The 21266-nt window shown below is 69.1% G+C and carries 21 protein-coding genes; 14 read left to right on the plus strand and 7 right to left on the minus strand.

The genetic code is table 11. From position 1 onward, the window contains the following. The first annotated feature begins 15 nt into the window (after positions 1-15). Entirely contained in the window at positions 16-2586 is a 2571-nt protein-coding gene (locus ABFX36_RS10260; RefSeq protein ID WP_156479422.1) for a bifunctional FO biosynthesis protein CofGH, read from the plus strand. 15 nt (positions 2587-2601) lie between these two features. Here ABFX36_RS10260 and ABFX36_RS10265 read toward each other — a convergent pair whose 3' ends face one another. Continuing rightward, the gene (locus ABFX36_RS10265; protein WP_197462920.1) at positions 2602-2760 is read right to left on the minus strand and encodes a hypothetical protein; all 159 of its coding nucleotides are present in this window, start codon (positions 2758-2760) and stop codon (positions 2602-2604) included. A gap of 56 nt (positions 2761-2816) precedes the next feature. Further along, positions 2817-4457 carry an FAD-dependent oxidoreductase gene (locus tag ABFX36_RS10270; protein ID WP_062367006.1) on the minus strand — a complete coding sequence of 547 codons (1641 nt, stop codon included), beginning with the start codon at positions 4455-4457 and terminating at the stop codon, positions 2817-2819. Between the two features lie 315 nt (positions 4458-4772). On the opposite strand from ABFX36_RS10270, the gene fdxA reads away from it, so the two are divergent. Beyond that, on the plus strand, positions 4773-5099 hold the full coding sequence (fdxA, locus tag ABFX36_RS10275; protein ID WP_006895842.1) for a ferredoxin: 327 nt from the start codon (positions 4773-4775) through the stop codon (positions 5097-5099). Positions 5100-5106: 7 nt separating this feature from the next. Then, positions 5107-6243 carry a succinyldiaminopimelate transaminase gene (dapC, locus tag ABFX36_RS10280; RefSeq protein ID WP_269449338.1) on the plus strand — a complete coding sequence of 379 codons (1137 nt, stop codon included), beginning with the start codon at positions 5107-5109 and terminating at the stop codon, positions 6241-6243. Positions 6244-6576: 333 nt separating this feature from the next. On the opposite strand, the gene dapD is transcribed toward dapC, so the two are convergent. Next, the gene (dapD, locus tag ABFX36_RS10285; RefSeq protein WP_197462919.1) at positions 6577-7542 is read right to left on the minus strand and encodes a 2,3,4,5-tetrahydropyridine-2,6-dicarboxylate N-succinyltransferase; all 966 of its coding nucleotides are present in this window, start codon (positions 7540-7542) and stop codon (positions 6577-6579) included. 149 nt (positions 7543-7691) lie between these two features. Between dapD and dapE the strand changes: the two genes are divergently transcribed. Beyond that, entirely contained in the window at positions 7692-8816 is a 1125-nt protein-coding gene (gene dapE, locus ABFX36_RS10290; RefSeq protein ID WP_062367004.1) for a succinyl-diaminopimelate desuccinylase, read from the plus strand. Here dapE and ABFX36_RS10295 read toward each other — a convergent pair. Continuing rightward, positions 8802-9503 (minus strand): TetR/AcrR family transcriptional regulator, encoded by a 702-nt coding sequence (locus ABFX36_RS10295; protein WP_346076209.1) that lies wholly within the window; start codon positions 9501-9503, stop codon positions 8802-8804. The two genes, dapE and ABFX36_RS10295, sit on opposite strands and share 15 nt — an antisense overlap. Positions 9504-9620: 117 nt before the next feature. Here ABFX36_RS10295 and ABFX36_RS10300 point away from each other — a divergent pair, with 117 nt between their 5' ends. The 10 genes from ABFX36_RS10300 to glgC all read left to right on the plus strand — a co-directional run bounded on the left by ABFX36_RS10300 (position 9621) and on the right by glgC (position 18012). Then, complete coding sequence (locus tag ABFX36_RS10300) at positions 9621-10103, plus strand: PNPOx family protein (RefSeq protein ID WP_346076211.1); 483 nt, start codon at positions 9621-9623, stop codon at positions 10101-10103. A 51-nt stretch (positions 10104-10154) separates the two neighbouring features. Next, a complete protein-coding gene (locus tag ABFX36_RS10305; RefSeq protein ID WP_006895847.1) occupies positions 10155-10982 on the plus strand; it encodes an LOG family protein in 828 nt (275 codons plus the stop codon). After that, on the plus strand, positions 10979-11515 hold the full coding sequence (locus ABFX36_RS10310) for an LOG family protein (protein ID WP_346076213.1): 537 nt from the start codon (positions 10979-10981) through the stop codon (positions 11513-11515). Before ABFX36_RS10305 ends, ABFX36_RS10310 begins: the two co-directional genes overlap by 4 nt. A gap of 42 nt (positions 11516-11557) precedes the next feature. Further along, the gene (locus tag ABFX36_RS10315; protein ID WP_346076215.1) at positions 11558-13330 is read left to right on the plus strand and encodes a long-chain-acyl-CoA synthetase; all 1773 of its coding nucleotides are present in this window, start codon (positions 11558-11560) and stop codon (positions 13328-13330) included. Positions 13331-13453: 123 nt separating this feature from the next. Beyond that, on the plus strand, positions 13454-14266 hold the full coding sequence (gene folP / locus ABFX36_RS10320) for a dihydropteroate synthase (protein ID WP_346076247.1): 813 nt from the start codon (positions 13454-13456) through the stop codon (positions 14264-14266). Next, complete coding sequence (locus ABFX36_RS10325) at positions 14263-15228, plus strand: glucosyl-3-phosphoglycerate synthase (RefSeq protein WP_346076217.1); 966 nt, start codon at positions 14263-14265, stop codon at positions 15226-15228. Before folP ends, ABFX36_RS10325 begins: the two co-directional genes overlap by 4 nt. A gap of 5 nt (positions 15229-15233) precedes the next feature. Next, a complete protein-coding gene (locus ABFX36_RS10330; protein ID WP_346076219.1) occupies positions 15234-15599 on the plus strand; it encodes a DivIVA domain-containing protein in 366 nt (121 codons plus the stop codon). 94 nt (positions 15600-15693) lie between these two features. Next, the gene (locus ABFX36_RS10335; protein WP_006895853.1) at positions 15694-15861 is read left to right on the plus strand and encodes a DUF3117 domain-containing protein; all 168 of its coding nucleotides are present in this window, start codon (positions 15694-15696) and stop codon (positions 15859-15861) included. A 53-nt stretch (positions 15862-15914) separates the two neighbouring features. Then, the gene (locus ABFX36_RS10340; protein ID WP_346076249.1) at positions 15915-16712 is read left to right on the plus strand and encodes a putative RNA methyltransferase; all 798 of its coding nucleotides are present in this window, start codon (positions 15915-15917) and stop codon (positions 16710-16712) included. An 82-nt stretch (positions 16713-16794) separates the two neighbouring features. Next, on the plus strand, positions 16795-18012 hold the full coding sequence (glgC, locus tag ABFX36_RS10345; RefSeq protein WP_006895855.1) for a glucose-1-phosphate adenylyltransferase: 1218 nt from the start codon (positions 16795-16797) through the stop codon (positions 18010-18012). Positions 18013-18027: 15 nt separating this feature from the next. Here the strand turns inward: glgC and ABFX36_RS10350 are convergent, their stop codons facing one another. From ABFX36_RS10350 to cofD, 3 genes are read right to left on the minus strand one after another with little or no spacing between them, the layout of a single operon-like run. Beyond that, on the minus strand, positions 18028-18600 hold the full coding sequence (locus ABFX36_RS10350) for an NUDIX hydrolase (RefSeq protein WP_006895856.1): 573 nt from the start codon (positions 18598-18600) through the stop codon (positions 18028-18030). Beyond that, on the minus strand, positions 18597-19964 hold the full coding sequence (locus ABFX36_RS10355) for a coenzyme F420-0:L-glutamate ligase (RefSeq protein ID WP_062366999.1): 1368 nt from the start codon (positions 19962-19964) through the stop codon (positions 18597-18599). The genes ABFX36_RS10350 and ABFX36_RS10355 overlap by 4 nt, the downstream gene beginning before the upstream one ends. Next, positions 19961-20965, minus strand: coding sequence for a 2-phospho-L-lactate transferase (cofD, locus tag ABFX36_RS10360; protein ID WP_062366997.1), 1005 nt, complete (start codon positions 20963-20965; stop codon positions 19961-19963). Before cofD ends, ABFX36_RS10355 begins: the two co-directional genes overlap by 4 nt. Positions 20966-21266 lie beyond the last annotated feature (301 nt).

Here is a 21266-nt window from a genome sequence, read left to right on the forward strand (position 1 = left end):
GTTAACATCGGAGAAGTGACCATATCTTCCAGCGGATCCACGGGCGCCGGACAGACGCCCCCGGCGTCGGCCATGCGTCGTGCCCTGCGCCGCGCACGTGACGGCTCGGTGCTCAACGTCGATGAGGCCGCGGTCCTGCTGGCGGCCAGGGGCGCCGACCTCGACGCACTCTGCGAGGCGGCCGGCCGCGTGCGGGACGCGGGTCTGGACGCCGACGGCCGCAGCGGCCTGATCAGCTACTCGCGCAAGGTCTTCATCCCGGTGACGCACCTGTGCCGCGATCGCTGCCATTACTGCACCTTCGTCACCGTGCCGGGAAAGCTGGCCCGCGAGGGCCGCGGCGCCTACATGGAGATCGACGAGATCGTCGAGGTGGCGCGCCGCGGCGCCGAGCTCGGCTGCAAAGAGGCGCTGTTCACCCTCGGCGACCGGCCGGAGGATCGATGGCCGGAGGCCGCCGCCTGGCTGGACGAACGCGGTTACGACTCCACTCTCGACTACGTCCGCGCGGCGGCGATCCGGGTGCTCGAGGAGACCGGGCTGCTGCCTCATCTGAATCCCGGCGTGATGAGCTGGGAGGAGATCAACCGGCTCAAGCCGGTGGCGCCGTCGATGGGCATGATGCTCGAGACCACTGCGCGCCGACTGTTCACCGACAAGGGCGAATGCCACTACGGCAGCCCGGACAAGGATCCCGAGGTCCGGCTGCGGGTCCTGACCGACGCGGGCCGCCTCTCGGTCCCGTTCACCACCGGCATCCTGGTCGGGATCGGTGAGAACCTCACCGAGCGCGCCGAGTCGATCTTCGCGATCCGGAAGTCGCACAAGGCATTCGGACACATCCAGGAAGTGATCGTCCAGAACTTCCGCGCCAAGGCCGATACGGCGATGCGCGGGGTACCGGACGCGGAGATGTCGGAGTTCCTGGCCGCCGTGGCCGTCGCCCGTCTCGTTCTCGGGCCGGGAATGCGGATTCAGGCGCCGCCCAACCTGGTGTCGGCCGACGAGTGCCGGGCACTCGTGGCCGCCGGTGTGGACGATTGGGGCGGCGTCTCGCCGCTCACCCCCGATCACGTGAATCCGGAGCGACCGTGGCCGAACTTGGACACCCTCGCCGAGATCACGGCGTCCACCGGATACCGGTTGGTGGAGCGGATCGCCGCGCAACCGAAGTACGTCAAGGCCTCGAACCCCTGGATCGATCCCCGGATCGGACGGCATGTCGCCGCCCTCGCGGATCCGGTCACCGGTCTCGCGGCCGATGTGAAACCGGTCGGGCTGCCGTGGCAGGAGCCGGACGACGACTGGGACTCGTCGGGTCGCATCGACCTCAACTCGGCGATCGACGTCGACGGCCGCAACACCGACACCCGCAGCGACATCGACAACGCGTTCGGCGACTGGGACACCATTCGCGAGCAGGTGCTGGCGCTGGGCGGAGGGACCGGGGCGCCCGAGCGCTTGGCGTCCGACGTGGCGGCGGCGCTGCGCCGGGCCGAGAACGATCCTGCCGGACTGTCGGACGACGACTACCTCGCGCTCGCCGAAGCCGATGGTCCGGGACTCGACGCGCTGGCGGCTCTGGCCGACGCCATCCGCGCGGACGTGGTCGGAGACGACGTCACCTACGTCGTGAACCGGAACATCAACTTCACCAACATCTGCTACACCGGCTGCCGGTTCTGCGCCTTCGCCCAGCGTAAGGGCGACGCGGACGCCTTCACCCTCTCGACCGCAGAAGTGGCCGACCGCGCCTGGGAGGCGCACGTGGAGGGGGCCACCGAGATCTGCATGCAGGGCGGCATCGATCCGGAGCTGCCGGTCAGCGGGTATGCCGACCTGGTGCGCGCGATCAAGGACCGCGTGCCCGGGATGCACGTACACGCGTTCAGTCCCATGGAGATCGTCAACGGCGCCTCGCGCGGCGGCGAGTCGATCCGCGACTGGCTCTCGGCGCTCAAAGAGGCCGGTCTCGGCTCGATCCCCGGCACCGCGGCCGAGATCCTCGACGACGAGGTCCGCTGGGTGCTGACCAAGGGCAAGCTCCCGACCGCATCCTGGATCGAAGTGATCACCACCGCGCACGAACTCGGCATCCCGTCGAGTTCGACGATGATGTACGGCCACGTCGACTCTCCGCGCCACTGGGTCGGCCACCTCAACACCTTGCGCGGTATCCAGGACCGCACCGGCGGATTCACCGAGTTCGTCCCGCTGCCGTTCGTGCACCAGTCGTCGCCGCTGTATCTCGCGGGCGCGTCGCGTCCGGGGCCGACGCGGCGGGAGAACCGTGCGGTCCATGCCCTCGCGCGGCTGATGCTGCACGGCCGGATCGACCACGTGCAGACCAGTTGGGTCAAACTCGGTATCGAGGGGACCCGCGTGATGCTCCGCGGCGGTGCCGACGATCTCGGCGGCACGTTGATGGAGGAGACCATCTCGCGTATGGCGGGCAGCCAGCACGGTTCGGCGAAGACGGTCGCCGAACTCCACGAGATCGTCACCGGGATCGGTCGCCGCCCGCGGCAGCGGACGACGGAGTACGGACAGGTGTCCGCGCCGCTGCTGGGAGTCGGACTGGCCTGAGCCGTCCCCGGCTCGTCAGCGACGCCCGAACAGTCGTGCCAGCAGTCCCGGCTCGTCCGGGTGGCCCGGACAGCGCTGAGATGCGGGCACACCGCGCATGACGTGGTCGACATGGCGGCCGCAGCCCTTCCACGTCGTCTTTCCGCAGGTCTTGCAGGTAGCGCGCTGGCACATGGTGATACTCCTGGGTTCGGTTCGGTTCGGATGTGGTGGGTGTCTCGTGAGGCCGGTCAGGCGCTCTGGCTCGCCCGCAGGGTGAGCAGGCCGCCCGACAGGTTCGCGGACGGCAGGCCCGCGGCGCGCAGCACGCGGTACGCGAGATACGACCGCATGCCGCTGGCACAGAGCACCCTGATCGGCCGTCCGGCAGCGGTCGCACGGATCTCGTCGAGACGCTCTCGGACCTGCGTGTGCGGGATGCACAGTGCGCCCGGAACGGGATTCTCGGACTGCTCGTCGGCTCCGCGGACATCGAGCAGCAGGTGGCCCGGTTCGTCGATCTGGTCGGCGTACCACAGCTCCAGGGAGCCGTTCACGACGTTCTCGGCGATCATTCCCGCGAGGTTCACCGGATCCTTCGCCGAGCCGAAGGGCGGCGCGTACGCGAGGTCGAGGTCGATCAGGTCGGGACCGGTGAGCCGGGTGCGGATGGCGGTCGCGAGCACGTCGATGCGCTTGTCGACGCCGTCGGCACCCACCGCCTGAGCGCCCAGGATGAGGCCGTCGTCGGACCGGATGTGCATCAGCAGGTGAATCTGTTCGGCGCCGGGGAAGTAGCCGGCGTGGCTTCCCGGATGGAGGTGGACCGTGCGGTAGTCGATGCCCGACCGGTCGAGTGCCGCGCGATTGGCCCCTGTCATCGCGGCGGTGAGCCGGCCGACGCGGACGATCGCGGTGCCCACCGGCTGGGGAATCGCACGTGCTCGATCGGGGTCGAGGATGTGGTCGGCGACCAGGCGACCCGCACGGTTGGCGGGGCCGGCGAGGGCGACCGGCCGGCGCAGTCCGGTGACGGCGTCGGTGCTCACCGTCGCGTCGCCCACGGCCCAGATGCGGTCCAGATTGGTCCGGCCGTGCTCGTCGACGATGATCGCGCCGCGGTCGCAGGCCACTCCCGCGGTCTCGAAGACCTCGGTGTCGGGGCGGACGCCGACGGACAGCACCACGATGTCGGCGTCGAGCCGGGATCCGTCCGCGAGGACCACGGTGTCGGCCTCGTCGCCGTGTTCGATCGCGGTGGCGCCGATCCCCGCGTGCACGGTGACGCCCATCGCGCGGAGTTCGTCGTGCACCCCAGCGGCCAGTTCGCTCTCGAGCGGAGGAAGAACGTGTGATGCCAGTTCCACGACGTCCACGCGCAGCCCGCGCATCCGCAGGCCTTCGGCGGCTTCGAGTCCGATGAACCCGGCGCCGAGGACCACGGCGCGGGCGGCCCCGGACTCCACCTCGTCGCGCATCCGCGCGGCGTCGCCGACGGTACGCAGCGTTTGAACACGGGACGAGTCGAGACCCGGCAGCGGGGGCCGCAGGGCTTTCGCGCCGGGGGAGAGGATCAGCGCGTCGTAGTTCCAGACGGTGGTCGTGCCGTTGTGGCGAACCTGCACCGTCCGTTCCCGAGGGTCGAGGCCGATCACCTCGTGCCGGACGTGCACGTCGATGTCCAGGGCACTCTTCAGAGATTCGGGCGTCTGGACCAGGAGGGAGTCCTCGTCCTCGATCTCCCCGCTGACGTAGTACGGGAGGCCGCAGTTGGCGAACGACGGATGATCGCCGCGCTCGAAGACGACGATCTCGGCGTCCTCGTCGCGGCGCCGGGCCCGTGCCGCTGCGCTCATCCCTCCGGCGACGCCGCCGACGATCAGAATTCTCACCGTGCACTCCTTCGTGTCCCTGGTACCCCCTGGGGTATGCGGACGATCATACCCCAGGGGGTATGTAATCGGCGGTGGCGACGGTCACGATGGGGCGGTCCTGCGGCGCAAGGGCGGTGGGGTCGCGCTGCAGGTCGCCGGTTTTCATCAGCGTGCGCAAAATTCTGTGCAGGTGACGCGGATGCGGGTGCCGAGTGCCGGGGTCGACGATCGGAGGTGAAGTGCGACAGTGGATACTCTTAGAGTCGACACGATTCCTCTGCGCTCATCAGCCCTGAGTGCGGGGTGGGAAACGTGCAGTGAAGGAGAAGCGTAGTGACGTACATCATCGCTGAGCCCTGCGTCGATGTCCTCGACCGGGCCTGTGTTGAAGAGTGCCCGGTGGATTGCATCTACGAGGGCGGGCGCATGCTCTACATCCAGCCCGACGAGTGCGTCGACTGCGGTGCGTGTGAGCCCGTCTGCCCGGTGGAGGCCATCTTCTACGAAGACGACGTGCCCGACGAATGGGAGCCGTACGTGAGCGCCAACGTCGACTTCTTCGAAGAACTCGGATCGCCCGGCGGTGCCAGCAAGGTCGGCAAGACCGCGTTCGACCCGGCATTCGTCAAGGCACTGCCGCCGATGGGCGAAGAGGGCTGATCGACCGGTGAGTGCCGCGCCCGGTTCCAGCAGCCTGCCGACCAGTCGTCTGCGGCCGGTGAGTTCCGGTCTGCCCGACTTCCCGTGGGACACCATCGCGGATGCGAAGGCCGCGGCCGCGGCGCACCCGGACGGGATCGTCGATCTGTCCGTCGGCACCCCCGTCGACCCGGTGGATCCGGTGATCCGGGACGCGCTCGCCGCGTCGTCCGAGTTTCCGGGGTATCCCGCGACGGTCGGCACACGTGAGCTCCGCGACGCGGCGGTCGGCGCACTCAGCCGCCGCTTCGGCATCACCGGCCTCGACGAGTCGTCGATCCTGCCGGTGATCGGCACCAAAGAGGTGATCGCGGGGTTCCCGGCCCAGATCGGCGTGCCCGCGGGCGACCTCGTGGTGATTCCGGAGGTCGCGTACCCGACGTACGAGGTGGGTGCGCTCCTGGCCGGTGCGCAGGTGCTGCGCGCGGACACCGTCGACGCGATCGGCGACCGCGAGCCCGCGCTGATCTACCTGAACAGTCCGTCGAATCCCACCGGTCGCGTGCAGAGTGCGGCGGAGCTCAAGGTCATCATCGACTGGGCGCGCGAGCGCGGCGCCGTCGTCGTGTCGGACGAGTGCTACCTCGGTCTCACCTGGGAGGGGTCGGCCCACTCCGTTCTCCACCCCGAGGTCTGCGGCGGCGACCATCGCGGCCTGATCGCCGTGCACTCGCTGTCGAAGGTGTCGAACCTGGCGTCGTATCGGGCCGGTTTCCTGGCGGGCGATCGCGAGTTGATCGCCGAACTCCTCTCGGTGCGCAAGCACGCAGGCATGATCGTCCCGTTCCCGATCCAGGGAGCGACGGTGGCCGCGCTGAACGACGACGTGCACGTCGACGCTCAGCGCGAGCGCTACCGTGTCCGTCGCGACAAGCTGCGAACCGCTCTGCTCGGCGCGGGCTTCTCCATCGACCACTCCGAGGCGGGCCTGTATCTGTGGGCGACGCGCGGCGAGGACTCCCGCACCTCCCAGCGCTGGCTCGCCGAGCGCGGCATCCTCGTGGCACCCGGCGACTTCTACGGTCCCGCCGGAGCCCAGCACGTCCGTATGGCTCTGACCGGTACCGACGAGCGCATCGACGCCGCCGTGGAGCGCCTCTCGTAGGATTCGCCGCGGACTGCATGGATCAGCCGCCTTGCCAGGCCAGTCGGGCATGGGTCGGCAACTTCTCCCACGCTAGTCGAGTAGCCGCGGCGCCCAGCGCCGCGGCGTATCGAGACAACCACCCACGATCACCGCAGACCCTTCGAGAACGCGCTCTCGAATTCCCCGACCCGACATGAACAGCATTGCCGCAGGCGAGCCGACAGTCACTTCTCTCCCCGTCGGCCGCAGTCTCCAGGGACTGAGCTCGCATGCGAATCCCCGATACGCGCAGACTGCTTGCACAACTGTCTGGGCTGTATCGGGGATTCGCACGCGGTGGCCGGGTTCGGATCAGTTGTGCGCGTGCAGCGCCTCGTTGAGTGCGATGCCGTCGCCCTGCTTCGCGGTCACCTCGACCGCACCGGTGGTGCTGTTGCGGCGGAACAGCAGGTTCGACTGTCCGGCCAGATCGCGGGCCTTGACGACGGAACCGTCCGGGCCGGTGACCTTGGTGCCGGCGGTGATGTAGAGGCCCGCCTCGATGACGCAGTCGTCGCCGAGCGGGATCCCGCAGCCGGCATTGGCGCCGAGGAGACAGCGCTTGCCGATGGTGATGATCTCCTTGCCGCCGCCGGACAGCGTGCCCATCGTTGAGGCCCCGCCGCCGATGTCCGAGCCGTCGCCGATGACGACGCCTGCGGAGATGCGGCCCTCGACCATAGAGGTGCCGAGGGTTCCGGCGTTGAAGTTGACGAAGCCCTCGTGCATCACGGTGGTGCCGGGCGAGAGGTGGGCGCCGAGACGGACGCGGTCGGCGTCACCGATGCGCACACCCTTGGGCGTCACGTAATCGACCATGCGGGGGAACTTGTCGATCGAGTACACGGTCACCTGGCCGCGGGCGCGCAGCCGGGCGCGGGTGGCCTCGAAACCGTCGACGGCGCACGGGCCGAAGTTGGTCCACACCACGTTGCTCAGCAGACCGAACTGGCCGTCGAGGCTGGCCCCGTGCGGCTGGATCAAGCAGTGGGAGAGCAGATGCAGTCGCAGGTACACGTCGTGGGCGTCGACGGGAGCGACCGACAGGTCGGCGATGACCGTCCGGACCGCGACGGTGCGGACGCCGCGCGCCTCATCCGTTCCGACCAGCGGGCGCAGGTCGGCGGGCACGTCGTCGCCGGTCAACTCGGTGGATCCGGTGGTTCCGGGGTCCTGGGTCAGTTCGGGGGACGGGTACCACGTGTCGAGGACGACGGCTGATCCGTCGTTGTCCCACACGGTGGCGATTCCGATGGCAGCAGCACCTTGAGTAGTCACGGCCATGAGTCTATCGAGCGTGGCGTCGCCGCCATGCACGCGCAGTAGACGCGACGCCCGGCGACGCAACCCCCGTCCCGGACCGGGGTTCTGTCGCCGAAGGTCGCGTCTGCGGTGCTCGGGCGGCGCCCGGCCTACGATGGACAACCGTGAGCACTTCGAGGCTGGACCTGACCGCCGATCCCATCGAACTGACCGCCGCGTTGGTCGACGTCCCCAGTGTGAGCCGCGACGAGTCGGAGATCGCCGACGCAGTGGAGGCCGCCCTCCGCGCACAGACCGACGGCTTCGAGGTGATCCGCCACGGCAACTGCGTCCTCGCGCGGACCGATCGCGGCAAGCCCACGCGGGTGATCCTCGCCGGTCATCTCGACACCGTGCCGATCGTCGACAACGTCCCCTCGCGCCGGACCGTCACCGACGAGGAGGGCGACGTGCTGCACGGCTGCGGCACGGTGGACATGAAGTCGGGCGACGCGGTCTTCCTCCACCTGGCCGCGACCCTCGACGATCCCGCGCACGATCTGACGCTCATCTTCTACGACTGCGAGGAGATCGCGGCGGAGTTCAACGGGCTCGGCGCCATCGAGCGCGAGCTGCCGGAGTGGCTGACGGGCGACGTCGCGATTCTCGGGGAGCCGACCGCCGGGCAGATCGAAGCCGGTTGTCAGGGCACCCTGCGGGTGCGGTTCACCGCCACCGGAATCCGCGCACACTCCGCGCGGGCGTGGATGGGCGACAACGCGATTCACAAACTCGGAGCGATGCTGACCACGCTCGGCGGGTATGAGCCGCGGCGTGTCGACATCGACGGCTGCGAGTATCGGGAAGGACTGTCCGCGGTCGGGATCCACGGGGGTGTCGCGGGCAATGTGATCCCCGACGAGGTGTACGTCGACGTGAACTTCCGCTTCGCGCCCGACCGCACACCGGAGCAGGCCTTCGACCACGTCCGAGAGGTCTTCGCCGCCGACCTCGCAGACGGGACGCTGACCGCGGAGGTCACCGATTCCGCGGCGGGAGCGCTTCCGGGGCTGGCTCATCCGGCAGCCGCCAAGCTGGTTGACGCCGCGGGCGGGCGGTTCCGGGCCAAGTACGGCTGGACCGACGTGTCACGGTTCGCGGCGCTGGGCATCCCCGCCGTGAATCTCGGTCCCGGCGATCCGAGCCTGGCGCACCGGGTGGACGAGCGCGTCCCGGTGGAGCAGATCACCGAGGTCACCGACATTCTGCGCACGTATCTGACGTCCGGCGCGGACTCACCCGAACAGTAGGGCCGCGCCCAGATCGACCACTCCCGCGAACCGCGCCTCTGGGTCGTCGGTGACCGGCCCGAGTTGCTCGAACAGCTCGCTCGAGATGGACCCGAGCAGCAGATTCCACACGGCCAGCGTCCGCGCGAGGACCGCCGGATCGGTGTTCGGCGGAACCGCGGGGTCGTCGGCGAGCCTGCGGAGAGCCCGCACCGACGCCGACTGGACGCGGTCGTCGGTGCCCGCCACCGCAGGGATCGAGCCGAGACCGGCGACGATGCCGGCGAGCGCCCGCAGAGGTCGTTCGCCGGCGGGATTGGTCCGGTGCGCCGGCGCCCGATAGCCCGGCACCGGGGAGCCGTAGAGGAGCGCGTACTCACTCCGATTGCGCAGGGCCCATCCGCGCAGCGCTGTGGCGAATGCTCCGAACCGACTTCGGGGGCTTCGCTTGTCGACGAGGGCGGCGTCGATCTCGTCGGCGAGGTCGGTGTAGGCGTCGACGATGAGCAGGGTCAGCAGGTCGTCGCGGTCCCTGACATACCGATAGAGCGCCGAAGGGGTGATCTCCAGGTCCCGCGCGACGGCGCGCAACGACAGGCCCGCCGCGCCGTGTTCGGCGAGATGGCGGCGGCCCACGACGCGGAGGCCGCTCTCGATCGCCGCGCGGCGACGTGCGCGCCGCCCGTTCTGCTCTTCGTCGTCACTCATGACGTGACATCGTCGCATGCCCACCTCGCCCGGATTAGAGAACAGTGTTCTTGATTCTAGGGCGGGACAGGATTATCGTGACTGAACGACCGAGAACAGTGTTCTCGAATTAACTCGATGACGGAGGTTCCGATGTCCCTGCGAGAAACTACTGACCCGGCGGCGTCGGGAGGCCGCCTGCGCTCGGCCTTCAACGCGGCCATCGGTGGTCTGGTGCGGCTCGGTGCGGCCCCGCGGGACTGCTGCGAACTGCTCGTGCCCGGGCGAGTATCGGGGCGGGTGACGGCCCGGCCGGTCAACGTGCTCGACGTCGGGGGTGAGCGCTACCTGGTCGCACCACGCGGTGTCACGCAGTGGGTTCGGAACGTGCGCGCAGGCGGCGCGGCGACACTCCGGCGCGGGCGTCGGCGGGAGGCGGTGCTCCTGTCCGAGGTCGACGACGCACTCAAGCCGCCCTTGCTTCGCGAATACCTGCGGCGGTGGGGATGGCAGGTGAAGGGATTCGTCGACGGGCTCTCGGCCGAGTCCTCCGACGTGGAACTCGCCGCCGCCGCTCCGCGGTTTCCGGTCTTCGAATGCCGACCGGCGCACACTCCGTGAGCGCCGCGTCCTGACCGGGTGACCGTCGGAGGTGGTTGCTAGGGTCGCGACATGACCGACCGACCCGCACCCGATGCGCAGGGCGCCGACGCGCCCGTTCCGACGTGGAGGTCCGACACTCCGGACCCGGCCGACGGGAGCCTCCGAAACGTCGGCGCCGCGCAGGTGCGCGTCGAAGAGGGCGTCGAGGTGGTCCCCTCCGACCGACTGCTGCTGGAATGGATCGATCCGCGCGACCCCCGCCGGGCCGAACAGCGGATGATCCGCGACTCCTGGCGGGTGCAGCGCATCCAATCGGAGTTCGTCGCAGGCTTCGACGCGCTCGAGAACGTGGCCGAGGCGGTCACGGTCTTCGGTTCGGCACGCGTCAAGGAGCGGACACCCGAATACGAGTTGGCGCGCGAGCTCGGCCGTCGGCTGGGCCACGAGGGCTTCGCGGTGATCACCGGAGGCGGTCCCGGCGCGATGGAGGCCACCAACCGCGGGGCGTACGAGGCGGGTGCGCAGTCGATCGGTCTCAACATCGAACTGCCCTTCGAGCAGCACACGAATCCGTGGCTCACGTTGACGATGAACTTCCGCTACTTCTTCGTCCGCAAGACGATGTTCGTCAAGTACGCCCAGGCCTTCGTCTGTCTGCCCGGCGGATTCGGCACGCTCGACGAACTCTTCGAAGCCCTCACGCTGGTCCAGACCAAGAAGGTGCTGCGGTTCCCGATCGTCCTGATAGGCCGGGAGTTCTGGGGCCCACTGGTGGACTGGCTCCGCGGCACGCTCGAGGCGGGCGGCAAGATCTCGCCGGGCGACGTGGATCTGCTGCATGTGGTCGATACCGCGGCCGAGGCGGTCGAGATCGTCGTGCGGGCGGCGCGGTCATGAGCGCGATCTGCGTGTACTGCGCCTCCGGCCCGGTCGACTCCGCGTATCTGGCTCTCGCCGCCCGTACCGGTGAGGCCATCGCCGCCGCCGGGCACACCCTCGTCTCCGGCGGCGGCAACGTCTCGATGATGGGTGCGCTGGCACGCGGCGCGCGTGAGGCCGGCGGTCGCACCATCGGCATCATTCCGGAGCATCTGATGGCCAAGGAGGTGGCCGACCTCGACGCCGACGAGTTGATCGTCACCGACACCATGCGCGAGCGCAAACGCCTGATGGATGAGCTCTCGGACGGATTCATCACCCTGCCGGGCGGAATCGGCACGTTCGAGGAACTCTTCGAGACATGGACGGGAGCCTATCTGGGCGTGCACGACAAACCGATCGTGCTGCTGAACCACGAGGGCTTCTACGACCCGCTCATCGGCTGGCTCGACGATCTGGCGGCTCGCGGTTTCGTCGCCGACCAGGCACTCGGCAGACTGAAAGTATGTGCAACCGTGGGTGGCAGTATCGCGTATCTGACTACCCGGTAGGGTTGCGGCGTTCACCTGAAGGGCGAGGGAGTGAGGCAGTCGATGAGCACGAGCGTTCCGAACAAGGTCGGTATCACCGATATCGTGCGGGGAGTCGCGAGAATGGTGCCCGACCTGCCGTCGATGGCCACCCATGTGCCGGGCATGGTGGTCCGACCGCCGACCGCCAAGCGGACCATCGGACAGATCTTCGCCAAGCGCGCCGCGGCTCACCCCGATCGGCCGTTCATCCGCTGGCAGGGCGAGTCGATGACCTACGGCGAAGTGAACCGTCAGGTCAACCGGTACGCCGCCGTGCTGAGCGAGCGAGGCGTCCGAACCGGCGACGTGGTCGGCATCCTCGCGAAGAACAGCCCGACCGACCTGATGGTGATCCTCGCGGCGCTCAAACTCGGCGCCGTCGCCGGAATGCTCAACTACAACCAGCACGGCGAGGTGATCGATCACAGCATGAAGCTGCTCGACGCCGCCGCTCTGATCTACGACCCCGAGTGCGCTGACGCCTTCGCCTCGATCAGCCCCGAGCGGCTGCCCGAGCACGTTCTGGACTTCGCGGCGCTCGACGCGGCGGCCGCCGACAAGCCGGACGCCGACCCGGCCGTCACCCGAGACCTGCCGGCGTCCACCACCGCCTTCTACATCTTCACCTCGGGTACCACGGGGCTGCCCAAGGCCAGCGTGATGAGTCACAACCGCTGGTTGGCGAACTACGACGGCATCGGCGGTCTGGCCGTTCGCCTGCGCCCGTCGGACACCATGTACGTCTCGCTGCCGCTCTATCACAACAATGCGCTGTCGGTGTCGCTCGGCGCGGTGCTCGCCGCCGGCGCGTGCATCGCGATCAGCAAGCAGTTCTCGGCGTCGCGGTTCTGGGACGACGTCGTCACGAACCGGGCGACGGCGTTCTGCTACATCGGCGAACTGTGCCGCTACCTGCTCGCGCAGCCGAGCAAACCCACCGACCGCCGGCACTCGGTGCGGGTGATGGTCGGCAACGGCCTGCGGCCGGAGATCTGGGACGAATTCACCGAGCGCTTCGGAATCGACCGCGTCGTCGAGTTCTACGGTGCCAGCGAGCTCAACCTCGCGTTCGTGAACGCCTTCGACGTCAAGCGGACCGCCGGATTCTGCCCGCTGCCGTTCCGGGTCGTCGAATACAACGACGACGGCACCGCTAAGCGTGACGCCGACGGACGCCTGCGCAAGGTCCCCAAGGGAGAGCCGGGGCTGCTGATCGCCGAGATCAGCGACCGGGTCCCCGTCGACGGCTACACCGATTCCGGCGACACCGAGAAGAAGATCATCCGCGACGCCTTCAAGAAGGGCGATGCCTACTTCAATTCCGGCGATCTGGTGCGTGAACTGGGGTTCGCGCACATCGCGTTCGTCGACCGCCTGGGCGACACCTTCCGGTGGAAGGGCGAGAACGTCGCGACCACCGAGGTGGAGGGTGCCGCCGACGGAGTCGACGCGGTGGCGCAGTCGGTCGCGTACGGCGTGGAGGTGCCCGGATGCGACGGCCGCGCCGGGATGGTGGCTGTCCAATTGCGCGACGGTGCCGAACTGGATCCGAAAGCCTTCGCCGACGAACTCTACGAGGCGCTGCCGGGGTACGCGGTGCCGTTGTTCGTCCGCTTCGTCCCCGAGATCGAGACCACATCCACCTTCAAGAACCGCAAGGTGGAGTTGCGGAAAGAGGCGTACGCCGACACCGGTGACGACGAGGTGTGGGTGCTCTGCGGCAAGGGCGACGGCTACGTTCCGTACTACGACGGCTACGCCGCCGACGTCGCGGCTGCGAAGGTCCCGCGCTGAGGCGCGAGCGTCGGGACCGGCGCGCGAGGCGCGTGAGACGCACCGTAGGCTGACATCGTGAGCACTGCCCGTCCGGCCGCGACCCTCTGCGGCCGGCCCGTCGCCACCGACCGTGCGCTCGTGATGGCGATCGTCAACCGCACTCCCGACTCGTTCTACGACAGGGGCGCGACCTTCGCCGACGACGCCGCCAAAGCCCGGATCGACGAGGTCGTCGCGCAGGGCGCGGACGTGATCGACGTCGGGGGAGTGAAGGCCGGCCCCGGCGAAGAGGTCGACGCGGCTACCGAGGCCGAGCGCGTGGTGCCGATGATCGCGTGGATCCGCCGCACCCATCCCGACATCCTCATCAGCGTCGACACCTGGCGTGCCGAGGTGGCCGAACGCGCCTGTGAAGCCGGTGCCGACCTGATCAACGACACGTGGGCGGGCGTCGATCCGGCGCTGGCCGCGGTGGCCGCCCGGGCCGGTGCGGGATTGGTGTGTTCGCACACCGGCGGTGCGCGCGTGCGCACCCGACCGCACCGAGTGGCCTACCGGGACGTGGTGGCCGACGTCGTCGCCGAGGTCACCTCGGCGGCCGAGCGCGCCCGGCGGGCCGGGGTGCGAGAGGACGGCATCGTGATCGACCCCACGCACGATTTCGGCAAGAACACTCACCACGGTCTCGCGCTGCTGCGGAACCTGGACCGACTGACCGACACCGGATGGCCGGTGCTGATGGCGTTGAGCAACAAGGACTTCATCGGCGAGACGCTCGACGCCGAACTCGGCGATCGAGTGGCGGGAACCCTGGCCGCCACCGCACTCGCGGCGGCCCAGGGCGCGCGGATGTTCCGAGTCCACGAAGTGGCCGACACTCGACGTGTGGTCGACATGGTGGCCTCGATCGCCGGTACTCGGCCACCGGCCCGGACGGTGCGAGGACTGGCGTGAACCCGGGACACGAGGGCGCGCCGTGGGTCGACCGCGGCGAGGGCGAGGCGCGCTGGTCGCACACGCACACCTGGGATCATCCGGAGTGGGACGTCGACGAGTTGGTGGCCGCGAAGAACGGCCGGACCGTCTCGGTGGTGCTGCCGGCACTGAACGAGGAGGAGACGGTCGGCGGAGTCATCACCTCCATCGCGCCCCTGCTGGACTCGCTGGTCGATGAACTGATAGTGCTCGACTCCGGCAGCACCGATCGGACGGCCGAACTCGCCGGTGCGGCGGGCGCGCGAGTGGTGAGCCGCGAGGAGGCGATCCCGGGCGTGCCGCCGGTAGCCGGCAAGGGCGAGGCGCTCTGGCGCTCGATCGCCGTCACCACCGGCGACATCATCGCCTTCGTCGACTCAGATCTCATCGATCCGGACCCGATGTTCGTGCCCAAGATGATCGGGCCGCTTCTGGCCGACCCGGAGATCCACCTCGTCAAGGGCTATTACCGGCGTCCGCTGCGCACCGGTGACACCCAGGAGCCGGGGGGCGGCGGACGGGTCACCGAACTGCTGGCCCGACCGCTGCTGACCGCGCTCAAACCCGAGCTCGGGGAGGTGTGCCAGCCACTCGGCGGCGAGTACGCCGGCACCCGGGAGCTTCTCGCCTCGGTTCCGTTCGCCCCGGGCTACGGCGTCGAGATCGGGTTGCTGATCGACACCTACGACCGGTACGGGCTGGCGGGCATCGGCCAGGTGAACCTCGGGGTCCGCAGCCACCGCAACCGGCCGCTCCACGAGTTGTCGGTGATGAGTCGACAGATCGTGGCCACTCTGCTCGACCGCTGCGGCGTCGCCGACTCCGGAGTCGGTCTCACCCAGTTCGTCCCGGAGCCGGACGGCGGGTTCACCCCGCGCACGACGCAGCTTCAACGCGGGGAGCGGCCACCGATCCGCGAACTCGATCTCTCGCTACCCTGAACATCGTGGTGACTATCGGGCTCTATGTGATGGGCGTGGCCGTACTGGTCGCGCTGATCTTCGCCGTGGTGTGGTTCGTCTTCGGCCGTGGCGAGGATCTGCCGCCGGTCGAGAAGGGGACGACGCTCACCCGCCTGCCCCGAGCGGGCATCACCGGCGACGATGTGCGTGCCGTGCTGTTCCAGCAGACCTTCCGCGGTTACAAGGCCTCCGAGGTCGACTGGGTGCTGGAGAAGCTGGCCCGCGAGATCGACGAGCTGCGAGCCGTGGTCCACGACCTGCAGGCCCGCGATGCGGTGGATTCGGCGGCGGCCGACACCGGGCCGATACCGGTCGCCGATCCGCCGGACGGTCCGGGCCGCGGACGGTGACCGCACTGCCTCGCCGGACTGCCCGGAGTGCACAGGTGTGCGCCAAGTATCATGAGCGTGACATCGTGAAATCCACGTGAAGGGAGCACGACACATGGCGGCGATGAAGCCACGTATGGGGGACGGTCCGCTTGAGGCGGTCAAGGAAGGGCGTGGGATCGTCGTCCGGATCCCGATCGACGGAGGCGGCCGTCTCGTCGTCGAACTGAACGACGAAGAGGCTTCGGCGCTGGGCGAGGCGCTGCGCGAGGTCACCGCCTGATCGAGGCCCGAGGTCCGCGGTGGGAGACCGCGGCCGAACTCCTGGCCTGTCCGATCTGTTCGGACGGCCTGTTCCCGGCAGGCGCATCGTTGCGATGCGCCGCCGGGCATTCCTTCGACATCGCCCGGCAGGGCTATGTGTCTCTTCTGACCGGCAAGGGCAGTGCCCACCGCTCCGACACCGCGGACATGGTCGCGGCGCGCAACCGGGTCTTCGAGGCGGGGCTGTACGCGCCGATCGTCGCGGCCGTGGCAGAGCGTTGCGCGGACTCTCGCGTGATCGTCGACGCCGGCGGCGGACCGGGACAGTACCTCGAAGCGGGGCTGACCGCGGCCGGCGACCGCGCCGTCGGCATCGGCGTCGATCTCTCGAAGTTCTGTGCGCGAAGCGTCGCGCGGCGCCATCCCGCCGCCCTCTCGGTGGTGGCCGACCTGTGGGCCGGGCTGCCGCTGCGGGACGCAGTCGCTGACACGGTCCTCTCGGTGTTCGCGCCGCGCAACGCATCCGAGATCGCACGTGTCCTCGGCAGCGGGGGTCGTTGGGTGGTCGTGACGCCCGGCACCGGCCACCTGGCCGAGATCGTGGCGCCCATGCAGATGCTCTCGGTGGGGCAGGACAAGACTCGCCGCCTGGCCGAGGAATTCGGCGACCGCTTCGGTGAGGTCGTCGAGCAGCGGGTCCAGTCGCAGGTGCGCCTGAGCGAATCGGCCCTCACCGACATCGCGGCGATGGGTCCGGCGGCATTCCATCGGACACCCGAACAACTCGCGGCCGCGGCCGCCGATCTGGCCTCGGGCGGTCCGGTGACCGCCACGCTGGACGTGACCGTCACCGTGGCCCGTCGCCGGTGATCCGGCCTGTGCGCGTCTGCGGCGAACAGCCGATCTGCGAGGCCGGGTGGTCGGGTGAGCGGCGGCCGGATATGTTTGATCGGTGAGATCACAACCGCATGTTCTCGGAATCGTCCTCGCCGGCGGTGAGGGAAAGCGGCTCTATCCGCTGACCGTGGACCGGGCCAAACCCGCCGTCCCGTTCGGCGGCTCCTACCGGCTGATCGACTTCGTGCTGTCGAATCTGGTCAACGGCGGGTACGAACGGATCTGCGTCCTGACGCAGTACAAGTCGCATTCCCTCGACCGGCACATCTCGCAGACCTGGTGGTCGTCGGGATTCCACGGAGAGTTCATCACACCGGTTCCGGCTCAGCAGCGGCTCGGACCCCGCTGGTACACCGGCAGCGCGGACGCGATCTACCAGTCGATGAACCTCATCTACGACGAGGAACCCGACTACATCGTCGTCTTCGGCGCCGACCACGTGTACCGCATGGATCCGGCTCAGATGGTTCAGTCGCACATCGAGACCGGCGCCTCGGTGACGGTCGCGGGCATCCGCGTTCCGCGCAGTGAGGCCCACGCTCTCGGCTGCATCGACGCCGACGGCGACGGCAAGATCACCGCGTTCGTGGAGAAGCCCGCCGATCCGCCCGGCACGGCGGACGACCCGGACGTCACCTTCGCCTCGATGGGCAACTACGTATTCACCGCCGAAGCACTGGTGGAGATGCTTAAAACCGATGCCGCCGACGGAGATTCCGATCACGACATGGGCGGCGACATCATCCCCGCCTTCGTGGCGCGGGGCGAGGCGTACGTCTACGACTTCGACGACAACGTCGTGCCCGGCCAGACCGAGCGCGACCGCGGTTATTGGCGCGACGTCGGCACCCTCGACTCGTTCTACGACGCGCACATGGACCTGGTCTCGGAGAACCCGGTGTTCAACCTCTACAACAAGAGGTGGCCGATCCGGGGTGAGACGAGCCACCTGCCGCCCGCCAAGTTCGTCCGCGGCGGCACCGCCAACGATTCGGTGGTCGGCGCCGGGACCGTGATCGCCGGCGCGACCGTCCACGGCTCGGTTCTGTCGACCAACGTCTACGTCGGCGAGGGCGCGGTGGTCCAGGGCAGCGTCCTGATGCCGGGAGTCCGTATCGGCAAGAACGCCGTGGTGCGCAACGCCATTCTCGACAAGAACGTCAGGATCGTCGACGACGGTCAGCTCGGCGTCGACCTCGACCACGACCGGGAACGATTCGTCGTCTCGCCCGGCGGCGTGGTCACAGTCGGCAAGAACACCGTCGTCGACTAGGCCGCGGCGGCCCGATCAGGCGGTGGTCGCCAGCGCTGCGGCGCCGAGTTCCACCAGCCCGGGCACCGACTCGGCGTCCACCTCGGAGGGCAGGTCGCCCACCGGCCACCACGCGAGGTCGACCGACTCGTCACTGCGCACGATCGGCGGGAGCGAACCGTCCGCCTCACGGTCCGCGACGGCGGCGAACCGGACGTCGAGATGTCTGGTGGGTACGCCCAGCGAGCACGTGATCGGATGGGCGTGCAACTGCACCGGCCGGTCGGACAACGTCAGCGAGGACAGTCCCGACTCCTCGAGCCCTTCGCGCAGAGCCGCCTCGGCGAGCGTCGCGTCCTGCGGCTCGCAGTGTCCGCCGAGCTGAATCCATTTGCCGACCCGCGGGTGCAGGGTCAGCAGGACGTGCGTCAGATCGGCGTCGAAGACGATCACCGAAGCGGTGAGATGTCCTGCGGCGCAAGCTCTTCGGCAGGCATCGTCGGTGGCGGCCAGAAACGCGAGGTACGCGTGCCGGATAGAGTCCTGATGGGGATCGGGCGCGGTCCACGCGGTCAGCGACTCGACCGCGGACGCGTGCAGCGCGCTCACAGCTCGACGACCATCGAGTCGACGTCGGCGGGCTCGCGCAGACCGGCCTCCTCGGCGGGGTGGCCGATGGCGACGGCCCCGAGGGGCTGCCAGTGGGACGGCAGGTCGAGCTCGCGTCGCACCACCTCTGCGGCGAAGATCGTCGACCCCACCCAACAGCTGCCGATGTCGCGGACCGACAGGGCCACCAGCAGTCCCGCCACGGCGGCCCCGCCGGCGACGGTGAACATGGTCTTCTCGCACGCATTGCGCCGTGCGTCCGGGTACTCGTGCATACCGTCGCCGGTGACCACGGGAATCACGAGTTCGGGCGCGTCGTACAGGATCTGGCCGCGCCGAATGCGCTTGGCCGTCGATTCCGGCGTCTTTCGGTCCGCGGTCAGATCGGCGCGCCAGGCTTCGGCCATCGCATCGAGCAGGCGACGCCGGCGATCGTCGTCGCGGATCCACAGGAAGCGGATCGGATGCGTGTGATGAGGGGCGGGCGCCGTCAGCGCCTCGGCGAACGCGGCCCGCATCGACTCCTCGGCGACTTCCCGTTCGGCGAACCGCCGGATCGACCGGCGGGTCAGCAGAGCCTGCCGACGTCCGAGGGCGACCGCCTCTTCGACACCGAGCCGGAACATGTCGTCGTCGAGATCCCGGACCAGGTCGCGCGCGCCGGTGCCGTCGTCGACCGGCGTCATGCCGCGCACCACCGCCACCGGCACTCCGTCGAGTTTGCCCTTGACCAGGTCGGCGGCCGCCGCGAGTTCGTCGGCGACGGCGATGTCGGTCACCTGGAGGGTGTTGCCGTAGGGGTCGACGACCCCGTCGTAGCCGTGGCTGACGGCGATGCCCGAGGCACCGATCGCGACGTCGGTCTGACCGGTCCGCCAGGCACGGCCCATCGTGTCGGTGACGATGACGGCGACCCGGAGCCCGAATTCGTCGGCCAGACGCGCCCGCAGCCGGGCGGCACTGGCGTCCGGATCCAGGGGCAGCAGCGCGATCTGATCGGTGCGGACATTGGACCCGTCGACGCCGGCGGCCGCCTGCACGAGACCGTTGCGGTTCGCGGTGATGAGCGTGCGGTTGCGCCGAGCCACGACGCGCACCGTCTCGTCGTCGATCAGCCTGCGGCGGAAGGCGTCGCGTTCCTCGGGGTCGGTGGGCGCGGCGACCATCCGCCCCTCGGTCTTGGAGAACACCTTGCTGGTGACGACCAGCACGTCGTCGTCGACGATCCACGGTGCGGCGGCGATGATCTCGGCTGCGAGATCGCTTCCGGGCCCGAACTCGCCCAGACCGGTGACGGGAAGGATCTGCAGTCCGGCGGCCGCGCGGTGGTCGGGCGTGCGCGAAGGCTCCGCGCCGCCGGTCACGGCGTCTGCACTCCGACGAGGGCGCACGCGGCGCGGATCATCTCGGCGGTGGCCGCCGGATCGGTCATCAGCAACGGCGCCGACCCGACGGCGATGCCGTCGACGTGCGCCTCGTCGCCCTCGGCGATGAGCCAGCCGTCCAGGATGCCGTTGCCCGCGCGGGCGCCGAAGTGCTCGGCGATGCCTTGGGCCGAGGTCTCCACGCCGATCACCGACAGACAGCGGTCGGCCATCCCGCGCAGCGGCTTGTCGTCGATCACCGGGCTGATGCCGACCACCGGGGCCGACGTGGTGCGCAATGCGCCGCGGATGCCGGTGACCGAAGTGATGGCGCCGATGCTGACCACCGGGTTGCTCGGCGCCAGCAGGACGACGTCGGCCTCGGCGATCGCCTCCAGCACACCCGGCCCGGGCTTCACCTCGTCGAGACCCACCTGGGCGAATCCGTGCGTGGGAACCTGGGCGCGGTGGCGCACCCACCACTCCTGGAAGTGGATCGCGACCCGCTCGCCGTCCTGTCCGCCGGGCTTGTCGATCACGACGTGCGTCTCGTGGCGTTGGTCGGTGGCGGGGAGCAGTTCCACGCCGGGCTGCCACCGACGGCACAGGGCGGCGGTGACGTCGGAGAGATGGAATCCGGCTTCGAGCATCTGGGTCCGGATCAGGTGGGTCGCCAGATCACGGTCGCCCAGACCGAACCAGTCGGGGTCGGCGCCGTAGGCGGCCAGTTCCTCTTTGGCGTTCCACGTCTCGTTCCTGTGCCCCCAGCCGCGCTCGGGGTCGATGCCCCCGCCGAGGGTGTACATGCACGTATCGAGGTCCGGGCAGATCCGGACGCCGTGCATCCAGGCGTCATCGCCCACGTTCACCACGGCCGTCACCGTGTGCGGCGTGGCCGGATCATCGGGGAGCCGGGGGAACGGGGTGCGTCCGAACAGTTCGCGTGCGCCCTGGAGAAAACGGGCGCCGCCGACGCCGCCTACGAGTACCGTCACCTTCACAGACGTCCACTGTAATGACCGCACGCGCGTTTCCGCGCGGCGGCGACACCCTGACGGCGCGACACGCCGTAGGACTATGTCATTCACCTGGTAGGCGCGGTTTTGTCCGACCTCGGTGATAGAAATGAATCTTCGCCTTCCGCTTGACCGCGGCGGTAGTCAGCGTGTCTAATCACAACAGTGTCATTTGAATCGTCGGGGGACATTCTTCAGGCACATCGACCGGATCGCCGATCCGGTCGCGGGGTGGAATCAAGTCTGCGAGCTGGGAGGTGCCGGATGACTTTGGATACGGGCGATG

The organism is Gordonia cholesterolivorans, assembly GCF_039531975.1.
Taxonomy (GTDB): Bacteria; Actinomycetota; Actinomycetes; order Mycobacteriales; family Mycobacteriaceae; genus Gordonia; species Gordonia sihwensis.